General features: G+C 60.0%; 16 protein-coding genes and 2 pseudogenes. 11 read left to right on the top strand and 7 right to left on the bottom strand.

Annotation, left to right across the window (positions count from 1 at the left end):
* Nucleotides 1–6 precede the first annotated feature (6 nt).
* From AAFN84_RS21605 to AAFN84_RS21640, 8 genes are all read left to right on the top strand, one after another.
* Nucleotides 7–2457 carry a conjugal transfer protein TrbE gene (locus AAFN84_RS21605; RefSeq protein WP_347516774.1) on the top strand — a complete coding sequence of 817 codons (2451 nt, stop codon included), beginning with the start codon at nt 7–9 and terminating at the stop codon, nt 2455–2457.
* 19 nt (nt 2458–2476) lie between these two features.
* On the top strand, nt 2477–3229 hold the full coding sequence (gene trbJ, locus AAFN84_RS21610) for a P-type conjugative transfer protein TrbJ (protein ID WP_347516775.1): 753 nt from the start codon (nt 2477–2479) through the stop codon (nt 3227–3229).
* Between the two features lie 206 nt (nt 3230–3435).
* Nucleotides 3436–4581, top strand: coding sequence for a P-type conjugative transfer protein TrbL (trbL, locus tag AAFN84_RS21615; RefSeq protein WP_347516776.1), 1146 nt, complete (start codon nt 3436–3438; stop codon nt 4579–4581).
* A gap of 10 nt (nt 4582–4591) precedes the next feature.
* A complete protein-coding gene (locus tag AAFN84_RS21620; RefSeq protein ID WP_347516936.1) occupies nt 4592–5269 on the top strand; it encodes a conjugal transfer protein TrbF in 678 nt (225 codons plus the stop codon).
* A gap of 4 nt (nt 5270–5273) precedes the next feature.
* Nucleotides 5274–6098 carry a P-type conjugative transfer protein TrbG gene (gene trbG, locus AAFN84_RS21625; protein ID WP_347516777.1) on the top strand — a complete coding sequence of 275 codons (825 nt, stop codon included), beginning with the start codon at nt 5274–5276 and terminating at the stop codon, nt 6096–6098.
* A 6-nt stretch (nt 6099–6104) separates the two neighbouring features.
* Nucleotides 6105–6569, top strand: a complete 465-nt coding sequence (gene trbH, locus AAFN84_RS21630) for a conjugal transfer protein TrbH (protein WP_347516778.1) — start codon at nt 6105–6107, stop codon at nt 6567–6569.
* On the top strand, nt 6566–7867 hold the full coding sequence (gene trbI / locus AAFN84_RS21635; protein WP_347516779.1) for an IncP-type conjugal transfer protein TrbI: 1302 nt from the start codon (nt 6566–6568) through the stop codon (nt 7865–7867). The genes trbH and trbI overlap by 4 nt, the downstream gene beginning before the upstream one ends.
* A gap of 767 nt (nt 7868–8634) precedes the next feature.
* The gene (locus tag AAFN84_RS21640) at nt 8635–10290 is read left to right on the top strand and encodes an acetolactate synthase large subunit (protein ID WP_347516780.1); all 1656 of its coding nucleotides are present in this window, start codon (nt 8635–8637) and stop codon (nt 10288–10290) included.
* A 779-nt stretch (nt 10291–11069) separates the two neighbouring features.
* Here the strand turns inward: AAFN84_RS21640 and AAFN84_RS21645 are convergent.
* The 4 genes and pseudogenes from AAFN84_RS21645 to AAFN84_RS21660 form a co-directional block, all read right to left on the bottom strand.
* Nucleotides 11070–11627, bottom strand: a complete 558-nt coding sequence (locus AAFN84_RS21645; protein WP_347516781.1) for a HipA domain-containing protein — start codon at nt 11625–11627, stop codon at nt 11070–11072.
* 44 nt (nt 11628–11671) lie between these two features.
* A pseudogene (locus AAFN84_RS21650) lies at nt 11672–11830 on the bottom strand (hypothetical protein); the annotation flags it as partial.
* A pseudogene (locus tag AAFN84_RS21655) lies at nt 11815–11970 on the bottom strand (hypothetical protein); the annotation flags it as partial. The pseudogenes AAFN84_RS21655 and AAFN84_RS21650, both read right to left, overlap by 16 nt.
* Nucleotides 11948–12196, bottom strand: coding sequence for a helix-turn-helix domain-containing protein (locus AAFN84_RS21660; protein WP_347516782.1), 249 nt, complete (start codon nt 12194–12196; stop codon nt 11948–11950). The pseudogene AAFN84_RS21655 and the gene AAFN84_RS21660, both read right to left, overlap by 23 nt.
* A 297-nt stretch (nt 12197–12493) precedes the next feature.
* On the opposite strand from AAFN84_RS21660, the gene AAFN84_RS21665 reads away from it, so the two are divergent.
* Nucleotides 12494–12694: a hypothetical protein gene (locus tag AAFN84_RS21665; protein ID WP_347516783.1), complete on the top strand. Its 201-nt coding sequence runs from the start codon at nt 12494–12496 to the stop codon at nt 12692–12694.
* A gap of 160 nt (nt 12695–12854) precedes the next feature.
* On the opposite strand, the gene AAFN84_RS21670 is transcribed toward AAFN84_RS21665, so the two are convergent.
* Nucleotides 12855–14294: a PLP-dependent aminotransferase family protein gene (locus AAFN84_RS21670; protein WP_347516784.1), complete on the bottom strand. Its 1440-nt coding sequence runs from the start codon at nt 14292–14294 to the stop codon at nt 12855–12857.
* 139 nt (nt 14295–14433) lie between these two features.
* On the opposite strand from AAFN84_RS21670, the gene AAFN84_RS21675 reads away from it, so the two are divergent.
* Both AAFN84_RS21675 and AAFN84_RS21680 read left to right on the top strand, forming a co-directional pair.
* Nucleotides 14434–15300: a DMT family transporter gene (locus tag AAFN84_RS21675; protein WP_347516937.1), complete on the top strand. Its 867-nt coding sequence runs from the start codon at nt 14434–14436 to the stop codon at nt 15298–15300.
* Between the two features lie 297 nt (nt 15301–15597).
* Nucleotides 15598–16449: a PhzF family phenazine biosynthesis protein gene (locus AAFN84_RS21680; RefSeq protein ID WP_347516938.1), complete on the top strand. Its 852-nt coding sequence runs from the start codon at nt 15598–15600 to the stop codon at nt 16447–16449.
* Nucleotides 16450–17219: 770 nt separating this feature from the next.
* Here AAFN84_RS21680 and AAFN84_RS21685 read toward each other — a convergent pair.
* On the bottom strand, nt 17220–17447 hold the full coding sequence (locus tag AAFN84_RS21685) for a hypothetical protein (protein ID WP_347516785.1): 228 nt from the start codon (nt 17445–17447) through the stop codon (nt 17220–17222).
* 36 nt (nt 17448–17483) lie between these two features.
* Nucleotides 17484–18326: an SDR family NAD(P)-dependent oxidoreductase gene (locus AAFN84_RS21690; protein ID WP_347516939.1), complete on the bottom strand. Its 843-nt coding sequence runs from the start codon at nt 18324–18326 to the stop codon at nt 17484–17486.
* Nucleotides 18327–18462: the final 136 nt, after the last annotated feature.

The raw sequence follows: 18462 nt of genomic DNA on the forward strand, positions 1-18462 counted from the left end.
CGAGCCATGGTCGCGCTTCAGCAGTTCCGCAATTTGCGTCCCTCTTTCTCAGACCTGGTGCCCTATGCCGGGCTTGTCGCCGACGGTGTCATCCTGCTCAAGGATGGATCGCTCGCCGCTGGCTGGTACTTTGCCGGGCCGGATTCAGAGAGCTCGACCAATCCGGAGCGCAATGAGGTCTCCCGGCAGATCAACGCCATCCTGAACCGGCTCGGATCAGGATGGATGATACAAGTGGAGGCGCTGCGTGTTCCAGCTGTTGGCTATCCTGCACGTGAAAACTGCCACTTTCCCGACACCGTAACACAGGCGATCGATGAGGAGAGACGCGCCCGTTTCCTGGAAAGCCGCAGCCATTTCGAGAGCCAGCATGCATTGATCCTGACGTTCCGCCCACCCGAGCGCCGGCGCTCGGGAATGGCGCGCTATATCTATTCCGACGTCGAAAGCCGATCGGCCGCTTACGGCGATATTGTGCTTGATGCCTTCCAGACCTCGATACGGGAGGTGGAGCAATATCTCGCCAATGTGCTGTCGATCCGACGCATGGCCACGCGCTCCGTTCCTGATCCGGCGACGGGCCGTGTGGCGGTCTATGACGAATTCTTCCAGTTCATTCGGTTCTGCATCACCGGTCAGACCCATCCTGTCAGGTTGCCGGAAATCCCGATGTACCTGGACTGGCTGGCCACGGCGGAATTCCAGCATGGATTATCGCCCGTGGTAGACGACCGCTACCTCGCCGTTGTTGCCATCGACGGGTTCCCGGCCGAGAGCTGGCCCGGCATTCTCAACAGCCTTGACCTGATGCCGCTTGCCTACAGGTGGTCTTCCCGCTTCATCTTTCTCGACGAGCAGGAAGCACGGCAAAAGCTCGAACGCGCGCGCAAGAAGTGGCAACAGAAGGTCAGGCCGTTCTTCGACCAATTGTTTCAGACGCAGAGCAGGTCCATGGATCAGGACGCCATGATGATGGTGGCCGAAACCGAGGACGCAATCGCAGAAGCGTCCTCCCAGCTCGTCGCCTACGGGTACTACACGCCTGTCATCGTGATTTTTGATACGGACGCAGCAAGGTTGCGCAACCTTGCTGAAACCGTGAGGCGGATGATCCAGGCCGAGGGCTTTGGCGCCCGCATCGAGACGCTCAACGCGACGGAAGCGTATCTTGGGTCATTGCCGGGCAACTGGTACGCCAATGTTCGTGAGCCGTTGGTCAATACGCGCAATCTTGCCGATCTGATCCCGCTCAATTCGGTCTGGTCGGGCAGCGCGACAGCACCATGCCCCTTCTATCCGGACAATGCGCCGCCTTTGATGCAGGTTGCCGCCGGCTCGTCCCCATTCCGGTTGAACATTCATGTCGACGATGTCGGCCATACGCTGGTCTTCGGGCCAACCGGCTCCGGAAAGTCCACACTCCTGGCGTTGCTGGCGGCACAGTTCCGACGGTATGCCGGCGCTCAGATCTTTGCTTTCGACAAGGGCAAATCAATGTGGCCGCTGACGCTTGCGGCCGGCGGTGATCACTATGAGGTCGGGGAAGGGGAGGGGGGAGCAGCCTTGGCTTTCTGTCCGTTGTCCGATCTTACCGGCGAAGGTGACCAGGCTTGGGCTTGCGAATGGATCGAGACCCTGGTGGCGATGCAAGGGATCACCGTCACACCTGATCATCGAAATGCGATAGCACGCCAGGTGGCCCTGATGGTGGGTGCCCGCGGACGATCCCTCTCGGACTTTGTCAGCGGCGTGCAGATGCGCGCGATCAAGGAGGCACTGCACCACTACACCGTCGACGGGCCGATGGGGCAGCTGCTCGATGCCGAGGAAGACGGGCTTGCGCTTGGCGCCTTTCAGACTTTCGAGATCGAGCAGCTCATGAATATGGGGGAACGCAATCTCGTCCCCGTCTTGCTCTATCTGTTCCGACGGATCGAGAAGCGCCTCACCGGCGCTCCCAGCCTGATCGTTCTCGATGAAGCCTGGCTGATGCTCGGCCATCCCACCTTCCGTGACAAGATCCGCGAATGGCTCAAGGTTCTGCGCAAAGCCAATTGCGCGGTCGTGCTTGCGACGCAGTCGATTTCGGACGCAGAACGCTCCGGAATTATCGACGTGCTCAAGGAAAGCTGCCCCACGAAGATCTGTCTGCCGAACGGTGCCGCCAGGGAGCCGGGGACGCGGGAGTTCTACGAGCGCATTGGCTTCAACGAGCGTCAGCTCGAGATAATCGCCACCGCAATTCCCAAGCGCGAATATTACGTCACGTCGCCGGAGGGCCGGCGTCTGTTCGATATGGCACTTGGTCCCGTTGCTCTGGCCTTCGCCGGTGCATCGGGAAAGGACGACCTCAAACGCATCCACAAGCTTTGTCGCTATCACGGCGCGAATTGGCCTTCGGCCTGGCTTACCGAAAGGGGGATCGGCGATGCCGAAACACGTCTCTCGCACGCATAGGGTTCTGATTGCCTCGCTCATGACCATCAGCATCGCGAGTGGCCAGGCAGCAAGGGCCGGCGCTGTCACGGGGCAGGCAACAGAATGGACGCAGCTTCTCAATAATTCAGAGCTCGTCGGGCTGGTTGGGCAATCGGCAGAGCAGATCCAAAACCAGGTCACGCAGATCACGCAGCTTGCCGAGCAGATTCAGAACCAGATCCGTATCTACGAAAACATGCTGCAGAATACGGCGCAATTGCCGACCCACATCTGGAGCCAAGTCGAGACCGATCTGTCTCGCCTTCAAGACCTCGTCAACCAGGGCGAGGGCATCGCTTTCGCCATGGGCAATGTTGATGACGTGCTCAAGCAGCGCTTTCAAAGCTTTTCCGAGTTCCGGACAGGGCTCCCCGATGGCGAAAGCTTTTCGTCTAGTTACCGGACCTGGTCCGACACCAACCGCGAGACGATCGCGGCGACACTGCGCGCGGCGGGGCTGACGGCCGAACAGTTCGGCAGCGAGGAATCGACATTGGTGCAACTGCGCTCAATGTCAGAATCATCGATCGGGCAAATGCAGGCCCTGCAGGTCGGGCACAAAATTGCGGAGCAGCAGGTTGCCCAGACGCAGAAGCTGCGGGGTCTCGTCTCCCAGCAGACCACCATGATGGCCACATGGTACCAGTCCGAGCAGGCGGCAAGGGATCTCGCCCAGACGCGGCGCGAGGACTTCTTCACTTCAACTGCCCCATCGATATCGGGTGGTCAGATGATGGAGCCACGCTGGTGAGCGGGCACACATCTCTTTTCATCACAACCTGCTCCGTCGGCTTTACCGTCCTGAGCAGTATCAGCCTGCGATTTGCGGACTTTCCGTGCGGATCAGTAGAAGCCCGCAGTTCTGTCTGGAAGCCCAGCCAGTTCGGCAAGGGTGGGCGACGACAGACGCTTGGCCGCTGGAGAAGTCACGAGAGATCGACCGCCCGCGAGATGAGGATGATCGGGATCGTTTTTGTGGGGCTCTTCACGCTTGTTCCGGCGGCATTCGCACAGGATGGGTCGCTGCTCACCAGTCTGGAAGACGAGGTTATAAGCGCGGCCCAGGGGTGGGAGGCGACCGTCATGGATGCAGCGCGCTCGCTGTTCTGGATACTGGCGGGGATCGAGATCGGCCTTGCAGCGGTCTGGCTGGCGCTTGCCACCGCCTCACTCGACACATGGTTTGCCGAGTTGGTGCGTCGCATCATGTTCATCGGGTTATTTGTCTTCATTCTCGAACAGGGTCCGGCATTTGCCAAGGCCATGGTCGACAGCCTGTTCCAGATCGGCGCGGCTGGCGGATCGGCCTCGCCTGCCGATGTCTTCAATGCCGGGCTCCAGGTGGCGAGCGCCATGTCGGAGAAGGCTCAGTTCGGTCTGTTCGAGGACAACGCGCTCGCCATTGCGGCGGTGTTTGCAATGATCGTCGTCGTGATCAGCTTTTCGCTGGTCGCAGCGATCTACGTTTCGGTGATGGTCGAGATGTATGTCGGACTGCTGGCCGGCATGATCATGCTGGGCCTTGGAGGCTCCAGTTTCACCAAGGATTTTGCGGTCCGCTACCTGATCTATGCGTTCTCGGTCGGAATGAAGCTGATGGCGCTGGTCATGATTGCACGGATCGGATCGCAGGTCCTGCTTGGGCTTGCCACCGAGCCGGCCGACACCGATGACTTCCTGTCGACACTCGCCATTGGCGGTGTGTCGGTGGTTGTCTTTATCATCTCGATCTATGTCCCCAACATCGTGCAGGGCGTAGTCCAGGGCGTCTCGGTCACTGGCGGCATGGAAACCATTCGCCATGGCGGTCAGGCGGCAAGTTTCGCGGCTGGTGGCGCCGCGCTCGCGTGGGGCGGCGCCCGGGCTGGGGCTTCAAGCTATTCCGATGCCCGCGCATCGGGCGGGACGCTAGGGCAGTCGGCGCTCAAGGGGATGGTGGCCGGCGCAGGCGCTGCAGGCAGCGCACTTACCTCCGCCGCTCGTGACAAGGCGATTGGCGTTCCGGGCACCTGGGGCGCATCCACTCTCGGGCTCGCCAATGCCAAGCTTGACCACGCGTCAGGATCAGGCGCTGCCAAAAAACCCAGCAACGACCAGGCTTGAGCAGATCTCCATGGCAGGACGCATTCCCCCCGAAAATCCATACCTTGCCGCGCGCCAGGAATGGAACGAGCGTTACGGCTCCTATGTGAAGGCAGCTGCATCCTGGCGGATTGTGGGTGTAACCGGAATGGCAATGGCGATTATCGGTTTCGTCTACGCGCTTTACCAGAGCACGCAGGTCAAGCTCGTGCCCTATATCGTAGAGGTCGACCGGCTGGGGACAGCGGTCAGCGCTGGCTTTCCGCAGCAGATCGAATATGCGGACCCGCGCGTTGTGCGCGCCGCGCTCGGCGGCTTTGTCGCCGCGTTTCGGTCAGTGACGCCCGACGCCGTTGTGCAGAAGCAATATATCGATCGAACCTATGCGCTATTGCGCACCTCCGATCCTGCTACTGAAAAGGTCAATGCGTGGTTCAGGAGCAATTCTCCCTTTGATCGCGCGCGCACCCTGACCGTTGCCATTGAGGTGACCAACATCGTGCCGCTCTCCAACCAGAGTTATCAGATCGACTGGACCGAATACGAGCGTGACCGGCAGGGCAAGGAGCTTGCCGTACGCCGGTTCCGGGGAATTGCAACCGTCACGCTGACACCGCCACAGGACGAAGCCGTGATCCGGCTCAATCCGATCGGCCTGTATCTCAGAGATTTCGATTGGACGGCGCAGCTGTCTGTGTCGGGAGGATAGTTTCATGAATACTGCCAGAATCCGGTCCATCAGCCAGTCAGCCATAATGTTGCTCGTCGTCGCGTCTCTTCCTGCCGCTGCCCAGAGCCTCAGTGCCAATGAAGTGCGCGGCACCAGATTGTCCGATCAATGGAAGTCAGGGCAGGGGGTGGTTACCCGAGGCGCCGATGGGAAGGTTATCTTCCTCTTCGGCGAGGTGCAGCCATCGGTCGTGTGCTCGCCGCTGCAGGTCTGCGATATCGAGCTGCAGGCGGGCGAGATCGTGCGCGATGTGCTGCTCGGCGATACCGTGCGCTGGAAGGTGGAACCTGCAACGTCCGGCCCTGCCGGTGGGCAGGCCGTGCATCTGATCGTCAAGCCGGCCGAGAGTGGGCTTGTCACTTCTATGGTGGTGACCACTTCGCGGCGGGCCTATCATATCCAGCTGAAATCCCATCATATACGGTACATGGCCAAGGTAGGCTTCGAGTATCCGCAGGACGCTGACACCCGCTTTGCCGAAATCAATGCACGTATGCAGACAAGTGTGCTGCCCGGCACCAGCGTTCCTTCAGAGCAGCTCGACTTCGCATTCAAGATGAGAGGCACCGCGCGCTGGAAACCCAGTCGAATCTACAGCGACGGCGACAAAACGTACATCCAGTTCCCATCCTCCCTTTCCGGGCAGGACGCACCTGTACTGTTTGTCGTTTCAGGCGGGGAAAACCGCATCGTCAACTATCGGCTGAAAGGCGCCCTCATGGTGGTCGATTACAATATCGATCACGCAATCCTCGTCTCGGGCGTCGGCCGCCATCAGCAGAAGATCACCATCCGGCGGGGAGGCTGAACTGTCATGCAGTCGACCCAGCTGCGATATATTGTTGCCCTGCTCCTTACTAGCTTGCCGCTCACCGGATGCCAGACGACTGGCAACGCGGGGCTGATCACCAGTTCGGTAACAACAGAGCTGACCGCTGAAGCGGCAGCAGCTATTGCCGGCGATCTCGTCGGCCGATTGGCTGAGCAGGTCGGTCCGGGTGGCGCCACCATCCAGCTTCAGACCGACGGAACTGCCTTCGGGCAGGCGCTTGAGGCATCACTCAAGGGTGGCGGTTATGCTGTTGTGACGGATCAGAAGACGGAGGGCGGGGCAATGGTCGCAGTCGCCTATACCATCGACGGCCTTCAAGGGAATGTCATTGCCCGGCTATCAATGCCATCGCTTGAGCTGACACGCATATATCAGCTGGGCGCAAACGGTGCAGTGCCAATCAGTCCGCTATCAGTCATGCATCGCAGCGCTGGACACTCAGGATGACGGAGGCCCTCAAGCTCGGGATTTCCGACGCGGATACCAGATCCCGTATCCGTCGTCTCAACCGTCTCCCGATCGTTGTTGCTATCGTGCTCGTCGTGCTGTTCCTCGGCGTCATTTTTTATGGCCTTTCCACGCGCGGCTTCCAACTTGGCAGTGATAGTACCCGCCTCGCAACGGGCTCCCGCCCAGCTTCTACCCATGCCGATCAGCTCAAGCAGGGGGTGCCGGATGGCATCATCGGCGACCCGCCACGGATCGAGTATCGCCCTGCGCCGATTGAAACTGCCAAGCCGGCCGCCAATCCGTTCACGCCGCATCGCAAGCCGACACCGGTGGATGACGAGCAAGGACATCAGCTCGAGCGGGAGGAGGCTTGGCGCGCGCGCCTGGAGCGCGAGCAAGAAGAACAGATGCTGCGGGAGTTGCATCGGCAGCGCATGGCAAGCGTTCAGGCCAATGATGCTGCTTTTGATTCCCCGATTTCGGTGAACCTGCAACACCTTTCGAAAACCGATGCGGGCGGGGGGTCGCGGCCTCCGGGAAATGAAGCGAACGGAACGCGCGCGCCGAGCGCACTCGATCTCTATGCCTCCGCGATGCAGGCAGGGGCGGCGTCACAAGACAGCGATCCCAATGGACAGTCAGGTAAGGAGCGCTTCTTCAACCGGGACATGCAGGACCTCGGCCATCTTCCCAATGGAGTTGTCCCGCAAATGTCACGTTTCGAGCTCAAGCGCGGGTCGGTCATTCCCGCAACGCTTGTCACCGGCATCAACTCGGATCTTCCCGGGCTTGTTTCAGCGCAGGTTTCTCAAAACGTCTACGACAGTGCCACAGGGCGCCATCTGCTCATCCCACAAGGCTCGAAACTGTTTGGTCGCTACGATTCACATGTGAGTTTTGGCCAGGACCGTGTTCTTGCGGTGTGGACCGACATCATTTTCCCAAACGGTTCAACATTGCAGATCGGCGCGATGGCGGGGACGGATGCGGCCGGCTATGGCGGCTTCAATGATCGCGTGGATAATCATTATGCCAGGACTTTCGGCGCCGCGATCCTGGTAGCGCTGATCGGCGCGGGTACGGAGACGATGATCCCGCGGGATCGCAGTTCATTCGGCACGGCCAACGGTGCCGAAGATGCAGCTCGTCGTTCTTTCGCAGAAACATTCGGAAAAATGTCGGAGCAGACGATTTCGCGGAACCTGAACGTTCAGCCCACGCTCGAGATTCGGCCGGGTTACCGCTTCAATGTGATGGTCGACCAGGACATTACGTTTCCAGGATCAGCGCGATAGCATGTCGGTTTTTACGTCGCGCTCGTTTTCCGCTCAAGGTGCGTGAGTTGCCTCCTTCACCTTCTAGGCGTCCTACCGTCCCGGAGATGGTCGCCGACATGTCGCTCGATTGCGCGGCCGCTTTGATCAGCTTGCAGAAGATGTTGGCTTGAACCAAGCGGCTATTGTGAGTGGATGCTGGGTCGCTCAGTCAAGGGTACGGCGCAGCGCGCGGACAGGACTATGAGACCTGCCATTCCGCTCTGGCGCGCGACCGAATCATATCGCCGGAGCAGGCGCCGGGGTTCGGCCTGCCATTGGGAAAATGCTCGTAGCGGATACGCCCGTCCGCGTCGATCCGTAGGCGACACAGCGCCGATGGCTGCAGGTTCATTTTTTGCTCCGCTTGAACGATTTGGCTGAAAGGTGTCGCGGCTATCGGGGCCGCAGGAACCCTCGCCTGGTCATAAAGCGCGGATGACCATACAACCGCTCCAGAAACAGAAATCGCCGGGCAGACGATTGCCTTTTCTCCATTTCTGAGTCGAAGCTTAGCATATGAAGTTGTTGGGATTTGATCGCAATGCCCAACGAAAGCGCTCTTCATTTTCCGTGATGGGTTCGGTGCGGAAATTCCTCTGTTCGGGCTGGACACGGGGTCAGTCGCGATAAGCGGCAGTGTAGAGGAACTCCTACAGACCCACGTGGTCGACTCGTGGCGCATTGCGCCTTCCCATGTATGATCGTGACCGACTTCCATTGAGTTAGTCAACGCAAGGAGCAACTCGATGCCCAAAGGCTCGGACCTGTTTATCGCCGCGCTGGAAAACGAAGGCGTAGACCGCATCTTCGGGGTGCCGGGGGAAGAGAATCTCGACCTTCTGGAATCGCTGCGGACGTCTAGCATCCGGCTGATCCTGACTCGCCATGAGCAGGCCGCGGCCTTCATGGCAGCCACCCATGCACGGCTGACGGGTAAGCCTGGCGTCTGCCTGGCGACGCTAGGGCCCGGCGCGCTCAATTTCTCGACCGGAGCGGCCTATGCCCATCTCGGTGCGATGCCGATGATCCTGATCACCGGCCAGAAACCCGTGATGAGCGCCAAGCAGGCGCGTTTCCAGATTGTCGATATCGTCGCCTCAATGAAGCCGCTGACCAAAATGACGCGCCAGATCGTCAGTGCCGCCGCCATACCCTCCACGGTGCGCGATGCCTTTCGTGTCGCGATGGAGGAGCGGCCGGGACCGGTCCATCTGGAACTGCCGGAGGATGTCGCGGGCGAGGAGGTCGCCAACATCCCAGTCATTGCACGCCACACGATGGACCGCCCATTGGCCAGTGCCGCAGCACTCAACAGTGCAGCCGAAATGATCCGCGCGGCAAAACGCCCGCTTGTGATGATCGGCGCGGCGGGTAACCGGCCTTCTTTGGTCGACCTGCTGTCAGCCTTCGTTGCACGAAGCCGCCTGCCGTTTTTCAACACACAGATGGGCAAGGGCGCGGTCACCGGCGGCTCGAACCTCTACATGGGCACCGCGGCGCTTTCGGAAGGCGACTATGTGCACGAGGCGGTCGATCGAGCCGACCTGATCGTTGCCATCGGCCACGACACGATCGAGAAACCGCCCTTCCTCATGAAAAGTGCCGGCGGGCCGAGGGTCATCCATGTCGGCTACCAGTCCGCCACGGTCGAACAGGTCTACCATCCTGATTTTGAGGTGATCGGCGATATCGGGGCCGCGGTCGAGGGACTTGCCGAGCGTCTCGAAGGAAACCTGACGCCCGACGAGGGGATGCTCGAACTGCGCCAGCGAATCCTCGCCCGCATCAACGACCGCGCCGAGGAAGACCGCTTCCCGCCAACCCCGCAGCGCGTCGTCCATGATGTCCGCAAGGTAATGCCGGAAGACGGCATCGTCTGTCTCGACAACGGCATGTACAAGATCTGGTTCGCCCGCAACTATCGCACCCATGTCGCCAATACGCTGCTGCTCGACAATGCGCTCGCCACGATGGGGGCCGGGCTTCCCTCGGCGATGATGGCGGCGATGCTGCATCCCGACCGCCGCGTCATGGCGGTCTGCGGCGATGGCGGCTTCATGATGAACTCGCAGGAGATGGAAACGGCGGTGCGGCTCGGACTGAACCTCGTCGTCGTCGTTCTCAACGACGGCGCCTACGGCATGATCCGCTGGAAGCAGGCGGTGGACGGTTTCCGGGATTTCGGCATGAGCTTCGGCAATCCCGATTTCGTGCGCTACGCCGAGGCTTATGGTGCGAAAGGCTCGCGGGTGACAGCCGTCAAGGATCTCGTGCCAACCCTTGAAGCCGCCTTTGCCGGCGCCGGTGTTCATCTGGTCGATGTGCCAATCGACTATTCAGAGAACACTCGCGTGCTGGTCGACGAATTGAATAATCGCAAGCCCGACGTGGATTGCATGTGAGGGCAACGGACATGGGAGCGCCGGGACGATCGATCATGAGAAAACCAGCGAGTATGGGCAACCTATGCATGTTCTCAAGGTCGCAATTGCGGGCTTCGGCGGCGTCGGCCGCGCCATTGCCCGACTCCTGTTGTCGCGGCGCGAGCGCTACCGCAAGGTCTACGGGACGGACGTCCGGCTCGTTGCGGTGTCCCCTTCTACGTCCGGCTTTGTCGACCCGGAACCAGGATTTTGAGCCCGGAAGCTGTACCGTTTAACCGGGAAGGCCAGACGGCACTCGTATTCGACGCAAGTGCCATCCTGGACGTTTGAACATCAAACGAAACGTCTCTTCGGACCGTGCAAAGCGCACCATGATGCTTGCGGGGCTTTGCGCGATCGTTCTCACTCACAAGCCGCCGCACTGACCTTTTCGTTGGCTCACGCGACAACGGTGGCTCAGCATCAACAACATTCCTATTGCAGGTCTTGACGCAGCGTAGGCCTGTAAGGCCTCACGAAAGCCGTGCTGTGAGCATCGGAGATTGCCGAGGCCATTAAGAGCCTCACCAACCCGCGCCCTTGTTGATCCACGCATTAGCGTTCCGCCCGGGCTTGAACGTTACCACCGCTCCTCGTCAACGTGGCGCACGCTTCCGTGGCGATCCTCATCGCGTCGTGGCGGCTGCAACAGGCGTAAGCTTCCCTGGGTGATCGATTCCATCGAAGGTCGTTTGAAGATTGAGAGGTCCGCCCTGCTCAGCGCCTACTTCAATAGGCAGCATCAGGTTGAACGCCTGTCAGCCGAGTAGCCGCAGGCGGCTAAGGAAACCTTCCCCGATTGGTTCGGCCACTTGTGCCGGGAAGCCATCTGGCAGTCCGTCCAGGGTCTGTTGAAGCGCGGCTGCTCCTTGCGTCCTGAGGGACTGAAATACTTCCGCAATGATTGGATTGCCCACGCCGGCCTTTGCAGCAGTTTGCTCGAAGTGCCGCGGCACGATTTCATCAACGCGGTAACGCCGGCTATCCCCTGCGGCCATGGCCAATTTCATCTGCTTTCTTTGCAGTTGCCCGGCCACAAGCGAAGGCTGAGCAGACAGTACGTCATACAGCGGCGTCATTCGGTATCCGCCGCCCGGTGACAGAAACACGCTGAAATTCTTGGCGTGGCCGTCCGTTGCCCCCAGCAGCCAGAATATGACTGCAGCGCTCAGAAGTTTCTTCTGGTCCTCTTCCGGAAGATCGCCGCCGCGCATGAGTTCGAGCAGCACAGGGATGCCCGGACCGCCATCTGCTTCACATTTGCGCGTGGGCACAACGCCCAAGGCCTGGCAGCAATCCTCCTGCGGCAGCCGCAAGAGTCTTGCATCACGCGATCAAAGCGCTCAACGATGAGGACGCGCTTTTCCCTGAATGTGGCCATCTGCGCAGCGGCACTTGGCAGGCCGAGCGCTGCTGTAGGCTTGAGGCAGAAATATTCGTTCTCGACGCGGCGTCGTTGCCTGCGTAGCGCGTCTCGCGCAGCGGCATGGAAAGGGAGATAGCGAAGGTATTCTCCCAATCCAGCCAGGAGCGGTCATACTGAAACTCTATAGCGCGCTGACTTCCTTGCGCAGGCGCCCGACGAGCCGAGCATTCAAGAAGACGGTGAGGGGCGCGTGACGCGCACGGCGCGCCATCAGAACAGATCCTCGATATCAGGCTGGCCTGATGATCGTTCGCGAATGACGAGCTCGAGTCCTAATCCGGCGAGTGTATCAAGCAGGGTGCTGAGTTTGGTCCCGGGGTCACCGGCTTCGAGTTTCGAGATCGTCGCCTGGCGCAGCCTTACTCTAGTCCCGAGCTTATCTTGAGACATGCCCAGAAGTTTGCGGCGGCGCTTGAGCGCCGCGCCGATCTGGCGAGGTGTACGGGCGGGTTGATCCATGAAGAGCTCAATTTTGGCCATTATACGCCGAGACGCATAGCGACGCAATATACGCTTAAGCGTCTAAGCTTGAATTATACGTCCTCGCGTATACCGTCTTTCCATGCGCTAGAGCGCATAATCGAAAGGCGCCCGGAAGTACTTATACCTTGGGGAATTACCCCCAACAGAGTGCGGCACACTGAACTTGTGGCAAAAAACGAGGCCTCAACAAGAGAGATTGCATAAAGGCGCTGGAGACTGATCGCCGTGTCCTGCGGAATTTTCAGGCGAGCGATGCAAAGGCCCTGTTCGACTATGCCGACGCCCGCCACGATCATATGGAGGTCAGGATGGTGGGTCATCGCCGATGCCGCGCTTGCTGAATTCGACCAGGGGAAACTCGTTACCATACCCGCGCTGGTCTATATCGACGGCTGGAAACGGCCGGAAGAAGCGCGGCTCGCTCTGGGTGAAGTGCTGTCACGAGCGCAGCCGGCTCCACGCTATTGGGCATAAGCGTTGCCCCTCAGCAGTAAGACCCCTGAGGGGCACCGGCCGGAGCGGACGAGCCGCCAAGCAGGTGGACGATGATGTCCGCGTCGCGTTGTCGTAGCGGCTGCATCGCGGGTACTGAACGGAACTAGCGCGCGCTTTCGCCCTATACTGACGAGCATAATCACGTGCGTGATAACGACCGCTCTCCAAAGCACTCGCCGAGCATGGCGACCGAGTCCCCTCGAGAGTTCTCCATCGCTCTTTCGAGAATCGAGAAGATTCGCTCATCGTCGAGTTGTGCGACATTGAAACGGAGGAACGGGGCCGCAGACTGCGAGATGCTGAAGACGTTTCCCGGTGCCAAGATGACGTCTGCCGCCATACAGTGGCGCGCGATGGCAGTGGAATGGTGTCCATCGGGCAAACGGCACCAAAGATAGAAACCACCGCGTGGTTCGATCCAAGGAGTGATGCCAAGGGGCGCGAGCCGATCCATCGCCTCTGTCCTGGCTCGCAGCAGACGGTGACGCAACTCGTCCATGTGTTTGCGATAGCTGCCCCCGGCCAGGATGCTCGTGATCAGCCCCGTTGCAACGGGGCTGGGCCCGCCGAAGCTGGTCGCGACCTGAAGATCGATCAGACTTTCAGTCCAGTCTGGCCGAGCGGCGATGTACCCGCAACGCACGGAAGCAGAAAGCGCTTTCGAGAAGCTGCCAATTCGGATGACGCGGTCGAGGCCGTCAAGTATGGCCAGGCGTGGCGACGATGTCGGCTCGAAATCCGCAAAAATGTCGTCTTCTACGATTGTCAGTCCACGGGTTGCCGCAGCGGCCAGCACCCGGTGCGCAGTCTGTGGTGAAATGCTCGCGCCGGTCGGGTTATGGAGTGCGGAGTTCGTAATATAGAGACGTGGTGTCTCGTCGATGAGTGCCTGTTCGAACGCGGATGCGTCCGGGCCCGTCGGCGTAAATGGGACGCCAACGATCCTGACCTGATGCGCACGCAGGAGCGCATGAAAATTGAAATAGCAGGGATCGTCGACCAGCACCGTGTCGCCGGGCCGCAACAGCAAACGGCATACCAGATCGATTGCCTGCGTTCCCGAGGGCGTTAGAATGATCTGATCTGCGCTCGCTGAAATACCTTCATCGTGAAACCGGGCAAGCAATAGGCGACGCAAGGCAAGAGACCCTCGTGTGGTTGCATAGTCCGACAGCACTGCATTGTCGGCACGTCCGAGCGCTCTCAATCCCTTTCGCAGCGCAAAATTGGGCATCCACTCTGCAGGTAGCCACCCACAACCTGGTTTGAGGGTTGTGGGGTTCGCATCAAGCGACTGTTTGGACACCCAAAATGGATCGACATCGCGCTGGCGCGGCGGCCCGATGTGAGCCAATGCCATGGGTGGCATGTTAGCGCCGGTGACATAGAAGCCGGAGCCTCGGCGAGCGCGAATAGTCCCTTCTGCTTCCAGACGGTCGTAGGCCTCGACCACTGTCGACGGCGAGACGTTCATCGTTTTGGCGAACCGACGAACCGATGGCAAGCGATCCCCAGGGCTGAGAACCCGGTTGGCGATCTTAGCCCGGACAGAGTGCATCAGTTCTTCGGTGCGCGTCATATCTGAAAGCCTGTTAGCGGATTTCACGCCCATTGTATGGCTTGCATGCACCATACACTTTGTCGAAATTGTATCTCACTGTTCCTGTCCGAGCCAGAATGGAATTGATATTGCGGAGGTTCGGAAAAGCGAGGGGCACATGGATCGCACGACAGCGGGTTGGGGTAGTGGCCTCTTGGGCGTCATCATATTCAGCGGCTCGCTGCCTGCGACACGTGTTGCAGTTGCGGACTTTTCGCCGATCTTTCTCACCTCCGCGCGTGCGGTCATTGCCGCCTTGTTCGGCGCGCTCCTTCTACTGGCGCTTCGTCCGCCGCGCCCTAAGCGTCGCGACATCCTCCCGCTGACACTGGTGGCGATCGGTGGTGTGGTAGGTTTTCCGTTGTTGACCGCGATTGCGCTCCAGCACATCACGGCAGCGCATTCCATCGTCTTTATCGGGCTACTCCCCCTGGCAACGGCGATCTTCGGCGTGCTGCGCGCCGGCGAGCGGCCAAAACCTGCCTTCTGGTTGTTTTCGATCGCCGGCGCCGCCGCTGTCGCGAGCTTCGCCCTCTACGGGAGCGAGGCGGGAACTGTGGGGGGAGACCTGCTTATGATCGCGGCCATCATGGTGTGTGGCCTGGGCTACGCCGAGGGGGCGACACTGTCACGCCGCCTCGGTGGATGGCAGGTTATTTCCTGGGCGTTGCTGCTGTCACTTCCGATCATGGCAATGATCGCTCTGCTCAACATCCCCGAAGTGTGGGCCAATATCGGTGCGCCTGCCTGGGCCGGCCTCGCATACGTCTCAATCTTCAGCATGTTGGTGGGGTTCATCTTCTGGTATCGCGGCCTTGCACTTGGCGGCATTGCCGGGGTCGGGCAGTTGCAACTCCTGCAACCATTTTTCGGGTTCCTGCTGGCCGCTGTCCTCTTGGGCGAACCAGTTGCGTGGACGATGATTGCCTCCGCAGTCTTCGTGGTCGCATGTGTGGCAGGGGCCAAGCAATTTGCCCTTCGCTGAGCGCCAGCGGCCTTCAGTTCCGCTATCGAAACACGATGAATAGATCCGGTAGGTAAAAGCCACCACCAACTGTCGACGAGTCACCCGATGCATCAGAAAAATGAGACAGATCGCGACGGTAAGCGGTTGTCGACGGCAATGGTGCGTGCCGGGCAGCAGATTGACAATCCCTGTTTTGTTCAACTGTCTCTCGACCTTGGGCGTGGAGTGCGCTGAACGGGAAAACGAAACTCGAAAGCAACGCGTGATCACCTACTATGATCAACGATGGCTTGCGGGTACAATCGGAAGCAGATGATAAAAGTTCAGCACATTTCAGCCTTTTCAAGCGATCAGCGCGGTGGCAACCCGGCCGGTGTCGTTATTTGCGATCAATTGCCGGAAGCGGCGATGATGCAGAAAGTGGCCACCGAAGTCGGCTACTCGGAATGCGTTTTTGCAACGCCTGTAGAAGACGCATGGCGGGTGCGATATTTTTCACCTGAGGTCGAGGTGGACTTCTGCGGTCATGCAACCGTCGCGCTGGGCGCTGCTCTGGCCCAGCAAGAGGGACCGGGCCTGTTCACGCTCGATATCAATCGCGCACGCATTACCGTCGAGGGCCACCTTTCGGGCACCCGCTGGGGAGCTTCGTTTTGGTCACCTCCAACTCACAGTGGCCCGGTCACGTCTTCTGTTCTGAATGACGCATTCGAACTATTCGGCCTCGCATCGATCGATCTTGATCCGCGCATTCCGCCCGCGATCGCGCATGGCGGTGGTGACCATCTGGTTCTGGCACTGAAGGACAGAGAGACGTTGCGCACGATGCGGTATGACTTCGACAAAGGTCGAGCAGTGGCCGAACGTGAAGGGCTCATAACCTTCAGTCTCCTATACGCCGAGACTGCCCAACTTTTCCACGCACGCAATCCGTTCCCGCTTGGCGGCGTCGTGGAAGATCCTGCGACCGGGGCTGCTGCTGCCGCCTTGGCCGGATACCTGCGTGACCTCGGCTGGCCTCATGGCGGCGCCATCACCATTCGCCAGGGCGAAGATATGGGCGTTCCATCCCTTCTCGAAGTGGAGATCACGCCCGAGCGAGGCGCGAGCATCCTGGTTCGCGGAAGCGCCCGCACCGTTCGCGAAGCGCAGCTGTTGGAAGCCTGAGGAATGGCCATGGCATCGGAATAGGAATGATCCTGCCTGCGGGCGGGCAAGCTTCGGCTATGACGATGCAGTGAGCAGCTGCTGTATCTCGATGAGCTTTTTCAGGGATGCTTCTACCCGGACCGGCCAGCGCATCAAGCCTTCCCTGGACCCATTCGTCAGGCAACGATGATAAAACCTCCCGTCAGACGATCACCATGATCCCTTTCACTGATGTCATTCTGATTGGGCCCGGTCATCGACCCGACATTCGCCACTAAATACTGTGCAAGGATCTCCTTTGTATCATGCATTCGCTTCAGTGCGTTCGTGATGGGTTCGCACCCTCGATACCAGACATCGCATTGTCCTTCAGGAGCCGCAGCAGATCGGTACACGCGCTCAAGGCGATACTGCGGAGGGGCGTCATACCCAACACGTCCAAGTACTTCATAGCATAGATATGCCTATCAATATTTTTGGTTGCTGGGCATGTTCCCAAGATATCCTAGGGACACAGAGCATGGCACGTTTTTTCGACCATTATCCACGCAGTCCTCGACGCAACCAAGATAAGAGCGTTTGTGGCTCGCGTGAAGGTTGGGCGACCATCCTCTTCGGAACCCGCGCAATCCGATTGCTGCACTCGCATGCGATCGTGCGAAGGGCATCTTGCAGGCCCGGTCTACGAAGTCACCTCACAGCGCGTCCTCGCGCTTGACTGAATTGATGAACACAGCAAAAGAAGCGGCAGGCGTGTGCCTGCCGCTCCAGAACTTCTGTCACGATTTTTACTGGTCCGGTCCCCAAGCGTTCACCTCTTCACACAGCTGAGCCATGGTCACGGGTTCGCCAGCGGGACTTGCATCGATTGACGCGGTGGTCTCCTCGTCTACCACGGTCGCGTCAGCGCCCTCGGCGGTCGTGAGTGCGCAACGGTCGCGCAGCGCCTGACGCTCGGCGCCAGAAAGATTGTCCCACGACAGACGCATTTCGCGTGGCGTCAGAAGCTCGGTCATGTCTGAATCTGTATGAAACGTACCACACCTTGCCAGTCACTTTGCACCGCCGATCATCGCCGTGGCCATGTCCCAAAGGCGGTCTGCATTGGCCGGGTCGCGCGCATACGGCGCAACCCCCTGCAACGGTGTGGCGCGCTCGGCCACGAGTTCGGCCTCTTCGCAATGGTCGAAATAGCGCCCGGAAATGCCTTCCAACAGTGGCGAGGCCGCAAGAAGCACAGAGGTGGCGGCGCCCTGCTCCGGCGTCTTGCGCAGGTGCTCGGGGGTTCGCAGGCCGCCAGTGTGGCGCTGCAGGTTGGTTGCGATCGCGCCTGGGTTCAGCGCATTGCCCGTAATCCTATCTGCCGACCATTTCCGAGCGATTCCCACGGCCATCAGAATGCAGGCAGTCTTGGACTGCCCATAGGCCAGCACCGGATCATAGCTGGTGAACCGGAAATCGAGGTCATCCCACTGCACCGAACCGAAGAGGCTGCCGGTGGAACTGACCGAGACTACCCGCGCGCCCTGGGCAGCCTTCAGCCAAGGATGCAGTCCAAGGGTCAATGCAAAATGGCCGAGGTAGTTGGTGGCGAACTGCAGCTCGCGACCATCCGCATTGCGGTCCAGGGTCGGCAAGGCCATGACGCCGGCATTGTTGATGAGGGCGTGCAGTGGACGGTCCCATCCCGCAACAAAAGCCCGGACGGAGGAGAGGTCGGCCACATCCAACGCGCGGACATGGATACCGGGATTGCCCGTGGCGGCGCGCAGGTCGCCAGCCACCGCCTCGGCGGCGTCCACGCGGCGGGCCGCAATGGTCACATCGGCGCCCGAAGCAGCCAGCGCCTTCACCGTTTCGATACCGATGCCACTGGCGCCGCCAGTGACGATCATGGTCTTGCCGGTCAGATCGACGCCGGCCAGCACCTCGCTGGCCGTGCTCGTGAAGCCGAAGTCTGTGGTGATCCGCGTCATCATTTCTCTCCTTGTTGGGAGAGCCAGAGATAGTCCTCGCTCAGTGCTTAGGGTA

This window comes from Mesorhizobium sp. CAU 1741, from assembly GCF_039839275.1.
Taxonomy (GTDB): Bacteria; Pseudomonadota; Alphaproteobacteria; order Rhizobiales; family Rhizobiaceae; genus Aerobium.

Bases quoted from the DNA above. Each gene is read 5' to 3' on its own strand.
- AAFN84_RS21605 (WP_347516774.1), top strand. From the start codon at position 7: ATGGTCGCGCTTCAGCAGTTCCGCAATTTGCGTCCCTCTTTCTCAGAC.
- trbJ (WP_347516775.1), top strand. From the start codon at position 2,477: ATGACCATCAGCATCGCGAGTGGCCAGGCAGCAAGGGCCGGCGCTGTC.
- trbL (WP_347516776.1), top strand. From the start codon at position 3,436: ATGATCGGGATCGTTTTTGTGGGGCTCTTCACGCTTGTTCCGGCGGCA.
- AAFN84_RS21620 (WP_347516936.1), top strand. From the start codon at position 4,592: ATGGCAGGACGCATTCCCCCCGAAAATCCATACCTTGCCGCGCGCCAG.
- trbG (WP_347516777.1), top strand. From the start codon at position 5,274: ATGAATACTGCCAGAATCCGGTCCATCAGCCAGTCAGCCATAATGTTG.
- trbH (WP_347516778.1), top strand. From the start codon at position 6,105: ATGCAGTCGACCCAGCTGCGATATATTGTTGCCCTGCTCCTTACTAGC.
- trbI (WP_347516779.1), top strand. From the start codon at position 6,566: ATGACGGAGGCCCTCAAGCTCGGGATTTCCGACGCGGATACCAGATCC.
- AAFN84_RS21640 (WP_347516780.1), top strand. From the start codon at position 8,635: ATGCCCAAAGGCTCGGACCTGTTTATCGCCGCGCTGGAAAACGAAGGC.
- AAFN84_RS21660 (WP_347516782.1), bottom strand. From the start codon at position 12,196: ATGGATCAACCCGCCCGTACACCTCGCCAGATCGGCGCGGCGCTCAAG.
- AAFN84_RS21665 (WP_347516783.1), top strand. From the start codon at position 12,494: ATGCCGACGCCCGCCACGATCATATGGAGGTCAGGATGGTGGGTCATC.
- AAFN84_RS21670 (WP_347516784.1), bottom strand. From the start codon at position 14,294: ATGACGCGCACCGAAGAACTGATGCACTCTGTCCGGGCTAAGATCGCC.
- AAFN84_RS21675 (WP_347516937.1), top strand. From the start codon at position 14,434: ATGGATCGCACGACAGCGGGTTGGGGTAGTGGCCTCTTGGGCGTCATC.
- AAFN84_RS21685 (WP_347516785.1), bottom strand. From the start codon at position 17,447: ATGACCGAGCTTCTGACGCCACGCGAAATGCGTCTGTCGTGGGACAAT.
- AAFN84_RS21690 (WP_347516939.1), bottom strand. From the start codon at position 18,326: ATGATCGTCACTGGCGGCGCCAGTGGCATCGGTATCGAAACGGTGAAG.